General features: G+C 38.7%; 11 protein-coding genes. 9 read left to right on the forward strand and 2 right to left on the reverse strand.

All coding sequences use genetic code 11. From position 1 onward, the window contains the following. Positions 1 to 137: 137 nt before the first annotated feature. Entirely contained in the window at positions 138 to 416 is a 279-nt protein-coding gene (gene rpsO, locus B3E92_RS06055) for a 30S ribosomal protein S15 (RefSeq protein ID WP_046674145.1), read from the reverse strand. Positions 417 to 520: 104 nt separating this feature from the next. Continuing rightward, the gene (locus B3E92_RS06060) at positions 521 to 1,732 is read right to left on the reverse strand and encodes an acyltransferase family protein (RefSeq protein WP_070563519.1); all 1,212 of its coding nucleotides are present in this window, start codon (positions 1,730 to 1,732) and stop codon (positions 521 to 523) included. Between the two features lie 249 nt (positions 1,733 to 1,981). Here B3E92_RS06060 and B3E92_RS06065 point away from each other — a divergent pair, with 249 nt between their 5' ends. From B3E92_RS06065 to B3E92_RS06105, 9 genes are all read left to right on the forward strand, one after another. Continuing rightward, on the forward strand, positions 1,982 to 3,148 hold the full coding sequence (locus B3E92_RS06065; RefSeq protein ID WP_286709402.1) for an ROK family protein: 1,167 nt from the start codon (positions 1,982 to 1,984) through the stop codon (positions 3,146 to 3,148). Positions 3,149 to 3,173: 25 nt separating this feature from the next. After that, complete coding sequence (locus B3E92_RS06070) at positions 3,174 to 6,284, forward strand: SusC/RagA family TonB-linked outer membrane protein (protein WP_286895890.1); 3,111 nt, start codon at positions 3,174 to 3,176, stop codon at positions 6,282 to 6,284. Between the two features lie 11 nt (positions 6,285 to 6,295). Next, positions 6,296 to 8,185, forward strand: coding sequence for a SusD/RagB family nutrient-binding outer membrane lipoprotein (locus B3E92_RS06075; RefSeq protein WP_286882900.1), 1,890 nt, complete (start codon positions 6,296 to 6,298; stop codon positions 8,183 to 8,185). Between the two features lie 362 nt (positions 8,186 to 8,547). Beyond that, entirely contained in the window at positions 8,548 to 8,919 is a 372-nt protein-coding gene (locus tag B3E92_RS06080; RefSeq protein WP_286895893.1) for a MarR family transcriptional regulator, read from the forward strand. A gap of 19 nt (positions 8,920 to 8,938) precedes the next feature. Next, positions 8,939 to 9,712 carry an ROK family protein gene (locus B3E92_RS06085; protein WP_286895916.1) on the forward strand — a complete coding sequence of 258 codons (774 nt, stop codon included), beginning with the start codon at positions 8,939 to 8,941 and terminating at the stop codon, positions 9,710 to 9,712. Between the two features lie 23 nt (positions 9,713 to 9,735). Next, on the forward strand, positions 9,736 to 12,960 hold the full coding sequence (locus B3E92_RS06090; RefSeq protein WP_286895894.1) for a SusC/RagA family TonB-linked outer membrane protein: 3,225 nt from the start codon (positions 9,736 to 9,738) through the stop codon (positions 12,958 to 12,960). A 12-nt stretch (positions 12,961 to 12,972) separates the two neighbouring features. Beyond that, the gene (locus B3E92_RS06095; protein ID WP_145328861.1) at positions 12,973 to 14,553 is read left to right on the forward strand and encodes a SusD/RagB family nutrient-binding outer membrane lipoprotein; all 1,581 of its coding nucleotides are present in this window, start codon (positions 12,973 to 12,975) and stop codon (positions 14,551 to 14,553) included. Between the two features lie 74 nt (positions 14,554 to 14,627). Next, positions 14,628 to 16,064: an alpha-L-fucosidase gene (locus tag B3E92_RS06100; RefSeq protein ID WP_145328863.1), complete on the forward strand. Its 1,437-nt coding sequence runs from the start codon at positions 14,628 to 14,630 to the stop codon at positions 16,062 to 16,064. 161 nt (positions 16,065 to 16,225) lie between these two features. Beyond that, on the forward strand, positions 16,226 to 17,260 hold the full coding sequence (locus tag B3E92_RS06105) for a sialidase family protein (protein ID WP_220801650.1): 1,035 nt from the start codon (positions 16,226 to 16,228) through the stop codon (positions 17,258 to 17,260). Positions 17,261 to 17,291 lie beyond the last annotated feature (31 nt).

The raw sequence follows: 17,291 nt of genomic DNA on the forward strand, positions 1-17,291 counted from the left end.
GATGGCATATATCCTTTTTTTTTACACTATAAATATATGAAAATCAAACCGTTAAAACAAATAATAAACCTTAGATAATGCAAAAAAAGAGACTGCCTTTTTGAGACAGCCTCTTCTTAACACCTTTGTATTAAAGCTTATTTGATAATATCACGTAAACCTAGACCTTTAATGATCGCACGGTAACGGTTGATATCTTTTTTGTAAAGATAAGCTAATAATGAACGACGTTTACCTACTAACATTTGTAGGGCACGTTGTGTACCGAAATCTTTTCTGTTTTTTTTCAAGTGCTCAGTTAAGTGAGCGATTCTCTTAGTGAATAAAGCAACTTGACCTTCAGTAGATCCTGTGTTTGTAGCTGATCCAGCAAATTCTGCGAAGATATCAGCTTTGTACTCTTTACTTAAATACATTTCCTGAATAATATTAAAGCGTTAAAAATTTTATTAATTGGCTGCAAAGATAGCAAAAATCTTCGGTTGCCAAAATAATTTAATAAGCAAAGGTTCAGCTACTACTAAACCTTTACGTAGATTTTCTTCTTGTCCAACCAATAGCAGATTACCCACATCAACGTTAAGAAACATAGCGAATAAACAAAAGAACCAACTTCTGGTATCCCAGGCACTTTCGCGCAAACATATTTATAAAACCAGGCAAAAGCGTCGAGGTATTTTTGTGTACCATCCTCTTTTACGCCATCAGGAATGCGGAACAACCCCAAAAAGCGTGGTAGAACACCGCTCAAGACAAAGATGAATAACGGATTTTTACCAAAAACATCAAAAAACTGTGTCAATTTATTTTTCACCCCCTGCACTTCAATAAACCAGATCATACCACCTAGTGTCATGGTTGCCAAACCTGTTGTATAGAGCACATAGGAACTCGTCCATATTTTTTTATTGATCGGAAAACCCAAGGCCCATATCCAAGCCAATACGACCAAAATAAATCCGGTCACAAACATTCCCGCCAGCAATTTAAAATGAGGCTCACTTGAGGCCGGCACTTTCGTCCACAGCCAATCCACCTGACCTTGCTTTTTAATAAATACACCAACTAAATAGCCAAAGACGACCTGAACAATTGTCGGCAAGGTACTCATCAGCCCTTCAGGATCAAATGGCACCCCCTCCCCTTTGTAAACATGCGGTAAACCTAGGATTGCTATATCATATTTTGTACCGAACCAGCCCTCCAAGCTATAGGGATCTGCTCCTCCGGCTATTGCACAGATTGCCCAATATAACAACAGTATGATTGCCGAGATCCAGATAATCGTTTTTTCTTTAAAATAATAAGCTAAAATCGAAGCAAAACAATAAGCAACTGCGATGCGTTGGAGTACACCAAAAATCCGAATTCCCCGGCTCGGATCCGTTCCGTCCACCCATTGTTTAAAAACCAGCTCCGCACCATCCCATTTCACAAAAGGCCACCAATTGATGAAAAGTCCAATCGCAAAAATCAAGATCGTCCGTTTAATTACTTTTTGCCAAAATACTGCAGGTCCTGCCTCCTGTAAACGAGGTATAACAAAAGACATGGCATTACCTACTGCGAAAAGAAAAAAAGGAAAAACCAGGTCTGTAGGTGAACATCCATGCCATTCTGCATGTTTTAGCGGTGCAAACATATGAGCCCATGTACCCGGATTATTCACCATAATCATCAGTGCCACAGTAGCTCCACGAAATACATCCAAGGAGTAATAGCGTTGTTTCATAATCAGATTGTATAATTAAAAGGTAAATATAACGTATTTACCCTTCATTTTTATGCGCAATCCACAATTTAATGGCATAAACAGGAAAACTTAGCGACAACCTTGTTACAATAACAAACGTTTGCATGGGCTTATTAGTCAAAAAAGGGATACTTTTTAAAATTGTTTAAAAAGTATTTGGAACTTACTTTCTTTTTAATATATCTTTAACAAAAGTTTAACCAACTTTATGAATTGTACCAAATACCAATGGAAAAAGATATACTGAAGAACCTATATTTTGATTCAACGCTGTCCATAGCAGAGTTGGTAAAAAAGCTTTCGAAAAGTACGCCATCCATTACCAAGGTGATCAATCGTCTTTTGGAAGAAAAGATCATTGTTGAATGTGGGTTTGCAGAATCTACTGGCGGAAGACGACCTATTCAATTTGCACTCAACCCGTCCCTGGATTTCCATATATTGACGATCTCTTGTGATCAGCATTTTTCGACATGCACAATTACCGATTTAACTCAAAAGACAATATTAGAGCATAGGGATATACCGTTAGACTTAAATTCCGAAGAGTCTTCAGAGCTCCTTTTATCCGAAATTGACCGAATTTTAGCATCTTCAACGATTTCATTAGATCGGATTATAGGTATTGGAATTAGTATGCCTGGTTTTGTTAATTCAGAATTGGGCGTCAATGAATCCTATATCAATACGCATCCTTTGTATGAAATAAAAAGCAGGATTGAAAAAAAATATAAACTGACAACAATCATAGAGAATGATTCTCGCTGCATAGCCATTGCAGAGAAAGAATTTGGGGCTGCGAAATACATCGAGCACTCACTTATTATTAATCTAAACTGGGGAGTTGGATTAGGAATTATCATTAATGGAACTGTTTTTAAGGGCGAATCAGGTTTTGCTGGAGAATTTAGCCATATCCCTCTGTCCGACAACAACACCTTATGCTCCTGTGGTAAACGGGGATGCCTTGAAGTTGAAGCATCATTGGATGCCGCCATTCGAAGTACGGAGAACGATATTCAAAACAATGAGTATTCGATTTATAGTACGTTTGTAAAGAGTAATCTAAACAAAATCGATGCACTGATCGAAGCGACTCATGTTGGAGACCAAATTGCGATTAACAATATCGGAAAAATAGGTTACATGCTCGGCAAAGGCATATCAACGCTCATCCATATTCTTAATCCAAAACAAATCATTGTCAGCGGAAGAGGTGCAGAACTCGGGAGAATTCTGAATCCTCAAATACAAATTGCCATTAATGAATTTTGCATCCCTGAAATTGCAAAAACAACACAGATTCAAATGTCAGAATTGAACAAACATGCTCAAATAAAGGGTACTGCAGCTATCGTCGTGGAAAACCATATCAACAGAATCCTAACTAAATAATTATTTATAAATTAAACACTTAAAGATGAGTCTATTCTACAAAAAAACAGCTGGGTTAGCTTTGTGCACACTCTTCAGTGCAACATCGCTATTTGCACAGCAAGGCATTTCTGGAACAGTTTCAGATGCCAAGGGGCCAATTGCAGGTGCTACTATTTCCGTAAAGGGAACAAATAGAGCTACCCAGTCGACTGCAAGTGGGGCATTTAATATACAAGCTGCACAAGGCGAAACATTACGTATTTCACTAATAGGCTATAAACCTCAGGAAATTGTGGTGGGAACAACTAAAACGATTAATGTATCCTTAACAAGCGATGAATCGACTTTGGGAGAAGTGGTCGTTACAGCAATGGGAGTTAAACGTGAAAAAAGAAGTCTTGGTTATTCATTTCAAGATATACAAGGTACTGCATTGACGGATGCCAGAGAAAACAACATAGCCAATGCACTAGCGGGCAAGGTTTCCAGTCTTCAGGTTGTTAAAGGTTCAAACGGACCTTCATCATCTTCGAAAATTATTCTTCGCGGATTCAATTCCATTACCGGAGACAACCAACCGTTAATTGTTGTCGATGGGGTGCCGATGGATAATTTTGCCGGCGCTAAAAACAATGATTTTTGGAATCCGTCAGCAGATATGGGAAGTGGGTTAGGAGACTTAAATCCGGAAGATATCGAGAGCATGTCTGTCTTGAAAGGCGGTGCTGCTTCTGCGCTTTATGGATCACGTGCCTCTAATGGGGTTATTTTAATTACAACCAAAAGTGGTAAAGCAAAAGATGGCGTAGGAATTTCCTATTCAACCATTACGGGAATCGAAAATATCTTTATGACGCCAAAATTACAGAGTGACTTCTCTCAGGGGGATGGCGGCGTCTACGGTAAATTAGCCACAGGATCTTGGGGAGAAAAAATAACTGGGCAGGAAGTTGAGTTATGGAATGGTACGAAAACAAATTTAAAGGCCTACGATAATATCGGTAATTTCTTTAAAACAGGATTCAATACCACCCAAAACATCAATTTTCAACAGGCTGTTTCCGATAAAGTCAATGTATATTCATCAGCGACTTATTTGCATGATAACAGCAAATCTCCCGGCCAAAAACTAAACCGCCTAAATTTAATTAATAGAGTAAATGCCAAATTTGGTCAGCGCAATCAGTGGACTACCGACGTAAAGGTACAATACATGCGCAATATGGCCTATAATCGTGCAGTTGGTGGTGTGAATGGTGGTAATTATTATTCTCAGTTGTTAACTTTCCCAAGAAGTTTGGACATTACGCAATTTAAACCTGGAATGGATGAATTGGGTGTGAAACAAAGTTGGTATTTGGAAGATTCAGGAATTAACCCATATTGGGCGGCCAACAATAAATTAAGCCGTGATACCCGTGATCGTTATTTGATGAACGCTACTGTAAAGTACGATTTTAATGACTGGCTAAGTGCTGATGTACGTGTGGGTTCTGATAACTATTCGACAAAATACGAAGATAAAACATATACAGGATCTCATATAAACAATTCGTATGGTACAGGTACAGACAAGTTTTATGAGAACAATTATATCGCAAGTTTACAGGCAAGAAAAGACAATCTATTCGGTAAATGGGGTGGTAGTGCCGCAATTTATGGACAGATCATGGACCGTAGCCGTACTTCCTTAAGCGCTAGTGCGGGCAATTTAAGGGTACCTAATCTATTTACTATTGGTAACAATATTGGCAATCCTGGTATTACTGAAAGTATCAATAGAAAACAGATTAATTCGATTTATGGTAACATTGACATCAATTATGATAATATTTGGTATGTTAGTTTCACAGGAAGAAATGACTGGACATCGACTTTACACCCAAATCATAACAGTTATTTTTACCCGTCTGTAAGCACCTCATTTGTACTCTCCGACCTGATCAATAAATCTGGAAGCATGCCTTCTTGGTTCAACTTTGCAAAGGTGAGAGCATCTTATGCAAGAACAGGTCGCGACATGGACGCATACCAATTATATAATACTTATATCATTGGTAATGACCCTAATAATAATACAACTGCATCCAAACGAGATGTTCTTTATGATGAGAACGTAGTTAATGAACTTCAAAAATCAATTGAAGTAGGTTTAGAGACTAAATTTTTCAACAATCGAGTTGGTTTGGATTTAACATATTATAAAAACAACTCAACAAATCAATTGATTGATATCCCAATGAACAATCTATCTGGATACAGAGCTTTCAAAGCCAATGCAGGTAATATTCTTAACGAGGGATTTGAAATCACATTAAACGCCGATGTAATCAGAAAAGAGAATTTTAGATGGAATCTGAATGCTAATGTTTCTCGCAATTTCAATAAAATTCTTGAATTACACCCTGAATCCAAACGAATGACATTGGGCGGCTATGACAATTTCGCAATATATGCAGCTGAAAATCAAAGATATGGCGCTATATTCGGAACAAAATTCCTACGTGTTGAAGATGCAAACAGCCCTTATAATGGACAACTTATCCTAAGCGGTACAGGTTTACCACAAGCGAAATCTAATGAAGCAGAGCTTCTGGGTGATCAGACTGCACGTGCCCTCGCTGGTATCACCAACTCTTTCACTTATAAGAACTTCGGATTAAGCTTTCAAATTGATGGCAGATTTGGCGGAAAATTCTTCTCAGGAACACAGCGTGCACTACAAGCTAGCGGTTCTTCTGCCGAAACAGTTGTTAACGGAAGTCGGGATAATTTTGTTGTTGATGGAGTTATCCTAAAAAATGGTGCATACGAAAAAAGTACAGTCGCAGTTACGCCACAAGATTACTGGACAACCGTATCTGGAGCTAGTGGCAACTTAGGTATTACTGAACAAAATTTATACAATGCAACCAATGTTAGGATTAGAAATTTGCAATTAAATTACTCTATCCCTAAAAGCGTTTTGAAATCATCCATTGTTAAAAATGCGAAAGTAGGGGTATCGGTCAATAATTTAGCCATGCTAAAGAGTTATGCAAATGGTGTAGATCCTGAATCTACCTATGCAATGAGCTCAAATGCTGTAGGATTTGAAAATCTATCTTTTCCGACATCTCGTTCTTATTTCTTAAACCTATCTATTGGCTTCTAATCTGAATTATCATGAAAAATACACTATCAAAAATAGCGCTGGCAATATTATTAGGAAGCACAGCCACCTCCTGTACAAAACTAGAGGATATCAATATAGATCAAACTGCTGCAAATGACCAGCAAGTTAAACCAGAATATTTTTTAAACAACTCTATTATTGGAGCTCAGCAAGATCCCGGATTGGCCGAACGTTTATTTATTTATTCGTGGAAAACCGCTGCCCACCAGCAATATTTTAACTTTATCAATATCGGACAGCAAAGTGATGACTATAATTCCTTGTACTGGTCAAGTATCTCAGGCTGGTTGAATAACGCTAACGCAACCATCGAAATTGCAGAGAAGAAAACTCAAAATGGCACGGCTGCTGTTTACAACCAAAATATGATACAGGTTGCCAGAATATGGCGAGCATACTTGTTAAGTGAGTTAAGTGACAATTTTGGCCCAATACCTACCAAAGGATTTCAAGGAGTCAATCCTGAATTTGATGCTGTCAAAGACGTTTATTATTATCTGTTGACTGAATTAAAAGATGCTCAATCGAAAATCGATCCAGCTGTCAGCAATTCGGGTATTGAAAACTATGATGCCGCTTACGGTTTCAAATGGGACAATTGGATCCGCTATGCGAACTCAATGCGTATGCGTTTGGCAATGCGCTTATCAGAGGTTGATGCAACGAAAGCAAAAACTGAATTTGAGGATGCTGTTAAAACGAATAAATACATTGAAACAGCTGCACAAAACTTCGGCGTACAGGAAAAAGACGGTTGGGATCCACTAACGGGTGTAATGAGCCGTTCATGGAATACACAACTACTATCTGCTACATTAAACAATATATTTATTGGATTGGGTGGCATCAAAACTGCTGATCAGTTTACAGAAACCGAAGTTTTAAGCAAAATCAAGAACGAAGACGATTTTGGTATCCGTTACCTGGATAACTTCTCGACTATGTCAAATGACCCAAGCCAAGGTTATTACTTAGATGGGATTCCAAATAAAATGGATCCAAGAGCATACAAAGCTTTCTTTATTCCAGGTCATACATCCGACCCACAATATTGGACCGATGCTAGCAATCAGGATGCCCAAATCAAAAAACCAGACGGCACTACATTGAATTTTAAAACTTCATACACATGGAATGCGTTTACGTCAGGTACATGGGGAGCTAAATCGTCAAATATGGTGCTTAGAGCACAAAATGGTCGTATTCCAGGCATGATCAAAAAGTTCAGAACAAGTACACAAAAACGTTTATTCTTCGCTTCATGGGAAAGTTATTTTTTGATTGCCGAAGCGGCTTTGAGAGGCTGGAGCACTCCTATATCTGACAAAGTTGCCTATGAAAAAGGTATTTCAGAAAACTTTAACTACTGGGAAGTATCATCTTACCTCGGTCAATACTTAGCATCAGAAAATTACAACCGTGTGGGAACTTCAGTAAAATATGATCATACAGCGGAGCCTGCTGCGACCTTCACTGTCAAGTACAAAGACGGTTATACTAATGCTACAGGAACTGCCGCAATCAAGTATCCTGAAAATACGATCTATAAAAATGGAGCAATCAAGAATGATAAGTTGACAAAAATTATCACGCAAAAATATATTGCCTCATTTCCATACTTATGCCTTGAGGCATGGAATGACCAACGTCGTTTAGGCCTTCCTTTCTTTGAAAATCCTGCTGTCGAAACGGCCATCGCAACAATGCCACAATTGACAAGTGCAAATTACACAAAAAACCAAGTAGATTTCTTTCCACAAAGAACGAGCTATCCTTCATCATTTAGAAATGCTGATCAGGCAAATTATGATAAAGCGGTATCCTTATTAGGTGGATCAGATGGCGTATTTACACCCCTATGGTGGGCCAAACAAAAATAATTTCTTTATAACACTAGAAAAGCCGGCCTTGAGCCGGCTTTTCTAGTTTACAACAATATTGATCAGTATATTTGTTACAATTACACTTATTATTAATTCAAAAGAAGCACTCCATTCCCTTAAAAATAAAGAATCTATCAAATTCTTTTTAAAAAATTTAAAAAGAATTTGGAACTTAAAATAAAGTATCTATATCTTTATTCGTAAACTAAAAACAAACACAGAAAAACTCAACTGCGCACACCTAAATTTAGTAGAGCAATTGAGCTAAAAACCAACTACCACTGATATTAAAAAGTATAATATCATTATTTAAAGCATTGCAAACCAAACAATTACTCATTAACGAAGCTTAATTAGAAATGGTCGTAGAGATTTTAAGGAATTTGTATTATCGGCCTATGCAACCGATTGCAGACATTGCAAACTCACTTTCACGAAGTATACCTTCTGTCACCAAACAAATCAACGAACTTCTTTCAAAGAATATCGTAGTTGAGACAGGTTATGCTGCATCGACAGGTGGAAGAAAGGCTATGCAGTATATGATTAATGAAGATTTAAGCTATACAATCGTCAGCATATCTATCGATCAATTCTATACAGCAATTACCTTATCAAACCTTAAAGGGGATATCATGTCATCGTTAGAAAATCTCCCGGTTGACCTTAGAGATCCTGATGCGGCAAACGTAATTATTAAAAACCGTAGATCGCTTTTTTTCTACAAATAATATTATTTTAAGACAGGTTATCGGCATAGGGATTAGCATGCCGGGCTTTGTCAATTCAGAAACAGGGCTAAATGAATCCTACAACAGTGATTCCCCTTTATATAACATAAAGGAACTCATCGAACAAAAATTTAACGTGCCTGCAGCAATTGACAACGATTCACGTTGTGTCGCCTGGGCCGAAAAAAAATTCGGGAATGCACAAAATTCCTCGCACTCCCTTGTCATTAACCTTAATTGGGGGGTAGGTTTGGGTATTCTTATTAATGACGACATCTTTAAAGGAACTTCTGGTTTTGCCGGTGAGTTCAGTCACATCCCTCTTTCCGACGAATTAACACTATGCTCTTGCGGTAAGAGAGGGTGCTTAGAAGTAGAGGCTTCTGTGAGCGCTGCCATCCGAAATATTGAAAAGGATATAAAGAACGGCGAATACTCTATATATGAAAAACTTGTAGAAGAATATGACAACAAAGCTGAAGCTCTTATTGAATCCGTTCACATTGGTGATCAGATAGCAATCAATAATATCGGAAAAATTGGATACTTACTAGGTAAAGGAATATCAACGTTGATACATATTCTCAATCCGAACAAAATTATCATCAGTGGTCGTGGAGCGGAAATCGGTTATATCCTTGCACCTCATATTCAAGTTGCAGTAAATGAATATAGCATTCCTAAAATATCGAAGAAAACAAGCATTGAGATCTCCGACCTGCACAAAAGAGCGCAGCAACTCGGTACATCAGCATTAGTCATAGAAAAATACATCACAAACATTATTAACTAACGTTTTACACAAATACCTAAAACATGAGTCTATTTTACAAAAAAACTGCAGGATTGGCGTTATGTACACTTTTCAGTGCTACATCGCTTTATGCGCAGCAAAGCATTTCTGGAATAGTTTCAGATGCTAATGGACCTGTCTCTGGCGCAACAGTTTCTGTTAAGGGAACAACCAGAGGTACTCAAACAGGCGCCAATGGGGCTTTTACAATTCAAGCTTCACAGGGTGAAGTCTTACGTGTATCCATTGTCGGATACAAATCCCAAGATATCGCAGTTGGCTCGACTAAAACGATTAATGTAACCTTAACTTCTGATGCCTCTGCACTGGATGAAGTTGTCGTCACAGCGATGGGTATCAAACGGGATTCCAAAGCACTAGGATATGCAGTAAGCACGATCAAAGCGGAAGAACTTACCAAAGCAGGAAATACCAACTTTGGTTCTGCGCTATATGGTAAAGTTGCCGGTCTAAAAATTACAACTGCACCAGGTGGAGCTTCCAGTGCCGTAAACGTTCAAATCCGGGGTATTAACTCCCTAAATTATCAACGTCAACCGCTCTATGTTGTAGATGGTGTCATCATCCGTAATGATGAACAATACGGAACTAAAGGAGCCAATAACAACAACTATTGGGATGATCAACGTATCCGTGGTAATGGTATGTTAGATATTAATCCCGCGGATATTGAAAGTATGTCTGTATTAAAAGGATCTGCAGCAAGTGCGTTGTACGGATCAGATGCGGCAAGTGGTGTTATCGTAATTACAACAAAAAAAGGGATTAAAGGCCGAGGATTAGGCATTGATTTTAATTACAATGGTTCTATCGAACGTGCCGCATTTTTACCAAAATTCCAAAATATCTATGGACCTGGTTATGATGCAGCGACCAATCTCGCGAATGGTGCTACCGAAGAGGGATGGATCGCTGATGCGAATTCACCATCAGGAAGACGTCCATACTTTCGTTCATATGGTAACTTTGGTCCAAAATTTACTGGCGAAGAGGTAAGCTGGTGGGATGGTACGACCAAGAAATACGAAGCGCGCGAAAACAACTTTAAAGATATCTTCGATACTGGTTATAATTCGAACATTAACTTTGCGATTTCCAATCAAACAGACAAAGTCAACTATCGTCTGAGCGGTACGCGCATGGATTACAAAAGTACCAGTCCAGGTTCAAAACAAAGCAGAAATACCTTCAACCTAAATAGTACGGTGAAGATGCATGAGAAATTATCATTGGATCTCGTAGCGAACTATACAAACACAAAAACACATAATCGTTCGGCATTACTCGGACAAGTCCTAGGATCCTATGGAGGTTTCTTTAGCCGTACGGAAGATATGTCTGTATTAAAAGAAAAATATCAAACTTCCGATGGGTACAAGTATTCGGCCTTCGGTACGGGACGCGACGAAGATTTCAAATATACCATTCGACCATACAATTTGTTGGATTATTTCTGGTCCCAATATAAAAACAGTTATGACGAAACAGAAAACCGTTTATTAACGAGTGCTACCTTAAATTGGGAAGTCGTAAATCACCTTAAATTAAGAGGCCGTATCGGTAATGATTTCACTTCAGCTGCTATTACAAACAAACAATATAACGAGTATGCAACCCGTTATAATTCCACAACCAACAGCTCAGGAGGATTCAGTACATCAAAGGGACTGTACTCTATATTGTATGGTGATGTATTAGCAACTTATGCCAACAAAATAAATAGCGATTGGGATTACAGTGTAAGTGCTGGTTTCCAATCTAGGGAAGAGAACTATGACGATCAATCGTCTACTACACAAAGCGGACTCGTAAAAGAGAACTGGTTTAGTATCAGCAATAGCTATGCACCAGCAACCACAACAAATGAGCGTAAGAAAAAAATAAAATATGCCTATTTCGGGATGGCCAATATTGGTTATAAGGGATTTGCTTATTTAGATGGTACATATCGCTCGGAATATTCCTCAACCATGCCTCCTGGCAACAACAACTACAAATACGGTTCAGTTAGCGGAAGTTTTATTTTTAGTGATGCTTTGGGGCTAAAGTCTGAAAAATTCAACTTTGGCAAATTGCGTGTTTCTTACGGTATTGTCGGAAATGATGCTGGAATTTATGTCGCAAATGTGGCGAACAGTCAAAATGCAATTGGTACAATCAATGGGTCAGTACCTTCTTTGACTTACAGCGGTAGCTATGGAAATTTAGAGCTAATGCCAGAAATGAAATATGAATGGGAATATGGTTTAGAATTGAAATTCCTAAAAAACAGATTAGGGTTAGATATCAGCTACTATGACAACTACATTGACGATCAAATTTTAAATCTAACAACTGAAGCATCTGCGGGTGCAACTTCCCAATGGACAAATGTGGGTCGTATCTCCAATAATGGTCTCGAAGTGTCATTAACAGCAACACCTATCCAACATGAGAATTTTAGCTGGAATACCCGTCTAAACTATTCATTCAATAGAACAATGGTGGATAAATTAAATACTGGCGGAGACGAGTTAGTTTTTTATAGTGCGGATGAGAATTCCTTAAAAGTCGTGGCCGAAGTCGGCAAGAAATTAGGGAATATTTACGCCTATGATATAGCTAAAGATGAACAGGGGAATAATTTAATTTCCGATGAAGGTTATTATGTCATTGATAAAACAAAGTACAAATATGTAGGAAATATATTACCAAAAGCAATTGGTGGTATGACCAATACATTCAACTATAAGAACTTTTCATTGGATTTCACGGTAGATTATCGTCTCGGTGGTAAAATGGTGTCTGAAAATCAAAAATACGCCATGGGAACTGGTGCGTATGAAAATACTTTGGAATACAGAGAAACGGGTGTTACCTTGGATGGTGTAAATGAGAAAACCGGAGCTAAAAATAATGTACACCTAAGCGCAGCAGAATATTACATGAATACCTTTGCTTGGGGAGCGGATTCATGGACCGAGAAAGGCGCGGTATATGATAACTCTTTTGTCAAAATGCGGGAACTATCCGTTAGTTACCGAATTCCATCTTCTGTAACACAAAAGCTCAAATTAAATAATGTAAGAGTATCCTTATTGGGCCGAAATCTATTTTACTTCTACAGAACTCTTAAAAATATTGACCCAGAATCACCAGTTGGAAACCAATGGTGGTCACAAGGGGTAGATGTTGGTTCTAATACTGCAACAAGAAGTTTTGGATTTTCATTGAATGCTAATTTTTAACCGTAATTAATCATGAATAAATCATTTTATATATTATTATTTTTAACGCTATCGACCCTTGGATTTACAGGATGTAAATCTGAATTGGAAGATGCGTTTAACAATCCGGATCAAACCACTGAGGCAAGTATTCCCGGCTTTTTCACCGATTTGTTAAATAACGATCGGGTTCGCCCATCGTATTGGCATTACAGAACATTTATTCTATCAAATCAAGCGATATATACGCAAACTGCTTCTTTTATTCCAAACAATACAATGTACCAGCCGAATGATAGTTATTCCTATGGCTATTGGACAGATTTCTATGCTCCCGGTGTACTTGGCGTTTACCGAAAAATGGAAGCTGCTTACGCGGAATTAACACCAGAAAATCAAGCGAAAGAAGAAATTTTCCTTCAGGCTGGTAAAGTGGTCATGTACGATGAAGCATCAAAACTCATCGACAATTATGGTGATATTCCTTTTTCAGAAGCAGGGAGTTTACCGTTAACGAGCATTGCGAAAAAAGCGAAATTCGATGACCAAAAAGAGTTATACTATTCTTTTATAGATGATCTAAAAGCAATCAATACGTATTTTAGTGAAACTGCTACAACAGGTGATTTTTCAAAATTTGACATTCTAAATAGCGGTGGTATTGACAAATGGAGACGTTATGCCAACTCTTTGCGTTTACGTTTATTAATGCGCATCTCCAATGTCGATGAAAGTAAAGCTAAAACAGAAGTTTTAGAAATGTTGAATAATCCCAGCACATACCCATTAGTAGATGGTTCTGCAAATGCAAACTACCTTCCGGGAACTACGGATATTTTGCTTCAACCATTAACAACGTACACAGGTACGTTGCGTCAAGCGTTAACAGAAGGAAATAATCAATACGCAACGGATTACATGTTAAATAAAACAATGAAACCCGCAAATGACCCACGTATTCCTGTATTTTACGATAAATTTGGTGTTACAAAAGATGGTGTATTTACCCCAAATAAGGAGTATAATGCGATGCCAATTACCTTCACTGAAAATGACATTTTAACAAATTATCAAAAATATGCGGTGTTGGATTCTGCAACATTCTTTGATAATGCAAAACTACCGGGCATTGTTGCAACAGCATCTGAGACTAACTTTGCTAAAGCAGAAGCTTACTTAAGATGGGGAAGTGATACAGACGCAAAAGCAGCTTATGATCTAGCGCTTAAACAGTCCGTTACGTTCTATTATTACCTGAATAATTTAAATACATCAGGTCTGAAAACAGAAACAAAACCTACTGATGCTGTAATCGCTGATTTTGTTGACAATTCAACAGCGAAATATACCGGAACTTCAACAGCAAAATTAGAACTGATCTTGACCCAAAAATGGCTTCATTACGGATTCTTACAGGCGCAACATGCTTGGTCTGAATATAGGAGAACTGGTTATCCAAAAATTACGGTCTTAACAGCTGGAGCTGCAAATTATTCTACGCTTCCATTAAGATTTTTATATCCTACTGGAGAGATTTCCGTTAACTCCGAAAATTACGAAGCTGTTCGTTCAAAAGATACTAGAACAACCAAACTTTTCTGGGACGTTAATTAAGGCATACACTACATCTATCTATAAGAAGGCCACCTTAGGTGGCCTTCTTTTTATCATTTTCATTATCTTTATCCATGCAAAAATTAAAAACCATTATATCCACTGCGCTGATCGCTTCAAGCGCAACACTAGCGTTTGGCCAGGCACATAACGTATCTAATGGCTATCAAAAACCGACAGATCCCTTAGTAATTGAAAATCTCGAACAATGGCAAGATATGAAGTTTGGTCTTTTCATGCACTGGGGTACCTATAGTCAATGGGGAATCGTTGAAAGCTGGAGTATCTGTCCTGAAGATGAAGGCTGGACCCAACGCAAACCCGAACATGGTAAAACTTATTTTGAATACCTCAAGAACTACGAAAATCTACAGACCACCTTTAATCCTACGGATTTCAATCCACAAAAATGGGCCGATGCCGCAAAAGCTGCCGGCATGAAATATGTCGTCTTTACAACAAAACATCACGATGGATTTGCCATGTTCGATACCAAAGAATCGGATTATAAAATTACATCCTCCAAAACGCCATTTTCCACAAACCCAAAGGCAAATGTGACCAAAGAAATCTTCAATACCTTCCGCAATGACGGTTTTAAAATTGGGGCTTATTTCTCCAAACCGGACTGGCACTCCGATTACTACTGGTGGTCATACTTTCCGCCAAAAGACAGAAATGTAAATTATGACCCTAAAAAATATCCGGATCGTTGGCAAAAATTCAAAGACTTTACCTACAATCAAATCAACGAGCTGACCTCAGCATATGGCAAAGTCGACATTCTTTGGTTGGATGGTGGTCAGGTGCGCCCCTTAGAAACCGTTGACAAATCTGTTGACTGGCAACAGACAATCAAAATGGATCAGAATATTGACATGGACCGCATTGGGGGCATGGCAAGGAAAAATCAACCCGGCATTATCGTTGTCGACCGTACAGTACCTGGAAACTGGGAAAATTATGTCACACCTGAACAAGCGATTCCTGAACATCCCTTGGATATTCCATGGGAAAGTTGTATCACCATGGGAAATTCGTTCAGCTATGTGCCCAACGACCAATACAAACCGACCAAAAAGATTGTTGAAACATTGGTAAAAATTATTTCCCGCGGTGGAAACTACCTATTGAACATCGCCCCTGGCCCAACAGGAGATTATGACCAGGCAGCATACGATCGCTTGAACGAACTGGCAGCCTGGATGAAAATCAATCAAACTGCAGTGTTTGCAACACGTACGATTGCTCCATATCACCAAGGTGACTATTACTACACTAGAAGCAAAGACAGTAAAGTGGTCAATGTATTCCATCTTTCTGAAGGTGATACTTACCAGCAGCCAAACGAATACGTCTTTCAAGTACCTGATAATTTTAGCGTAAAGAAAATCGCTATTTTGGGTCATAAAGGTAAATTAGACTGGTCTCAACGTGGTAACCAAATTACCTTAAGAAGCCCTAGTACACGATTTAGTTATGCGACTGCAATTCAATTGCAAAGCAAATAATATAAAATTCCGTTGGATATAATCCAACGGAATTTTATCATTTAACAAGGTCATTGTTTACCGATCACCGCCTGAACATCTCAATATTCCCAAAGCCTCTGCTCAGGAATAAGAAAATAAGTCATCAACAAACTATGGGGTTTTTAGAACCTTAAATTCCAATGAAAAAAATCAACCTATTTCCACTATTTATCCTTCTTTTTCTCTCCTCATGTGCAACGTATAAACCTCAGATCCTGGTATCAGAGCAAATTTTTAAAACAGGCCAGGTTCCATTCCAACAATGCCATGCTTCCACGATTCAAGTCATCGGAAAAGACAGTTTATTGGCAGCCTGGTTTGGTGGTACACATGAATCTAACCCCGATGTTGTCATATGGAGTTCACTGTATAGCCATGGACAATGGCAGCGTCCTGTACAGATTGCAGACGGTATCCTTGGTGACAACCGCTTTCCAACATGGAATCCTGTCTTCTATCAATACCCGCACAGTGACACCCTATCTTTGTATTATAAAATAGGGCCCAATCCCAGAGAATGGAAAGGCTATGTCAAACATTCACTGGATAAAGGAACGACCTGGTCTGCAGCGCAGCAGTTGCCTGAAGGTATTTTGGGGCCTATCAAGAATAAACCGCTCACCTTGACAAACGGACTGCTTCTCTCCCCTTCCAGCACGGAGTCCAAAGAAGAAATCTGGAAAGCACACCTGGAAATCAGCCGCGATCATGGCCGCTCCTGGTCCGTCAGCGCAATACGCCCCGATACCAGTATCCAGGTTATTCAGCCAAGTGTGATCCAACATACAGATGGACGCATTCAGGTGCTCTGTCGAAGTAAAGAAAATAAAGTGATGGCAGCATTCTCAGCAGATGAAGGCCTTACCTGGGGCCCCTGGCAAGCCACAAACCTGCTCAATCCCAATTCTGCCACAGACGCCATCCGTTTAAATAATGGTTTATTTATGATCGTCTTCAATCCGGCCATCGCTGGCAACGACTGGTGGGAAGGACGCACAAAACTCCATGTCGCCATATCAAAGGATGGCTTACAGTGGAAAGATGTCCTAACCCTTGAAGATGGGGTAAAGAACGATGAATATTCTTATCCGACAATTATTCAGGACACAAACGGTCTTATCCACATCACCTATACCTGGAATAGGAAAAGTATCAAGCATATTGTGCTCAAATAAGAATGATAGTTGTAACAAAAATGGCAGTAAC

The organism is Sphingobacterium sp. UBA6317 (assembly GCF_002440385.1).
GTDB classification, from domain to species: domain Bacteria; phylum Bacteroidota; class Bacteroidia; order Sphingobacteriales; family Sphingobacteriaceae; genus Sphingobacterium; species Sphingobacterium multivorum.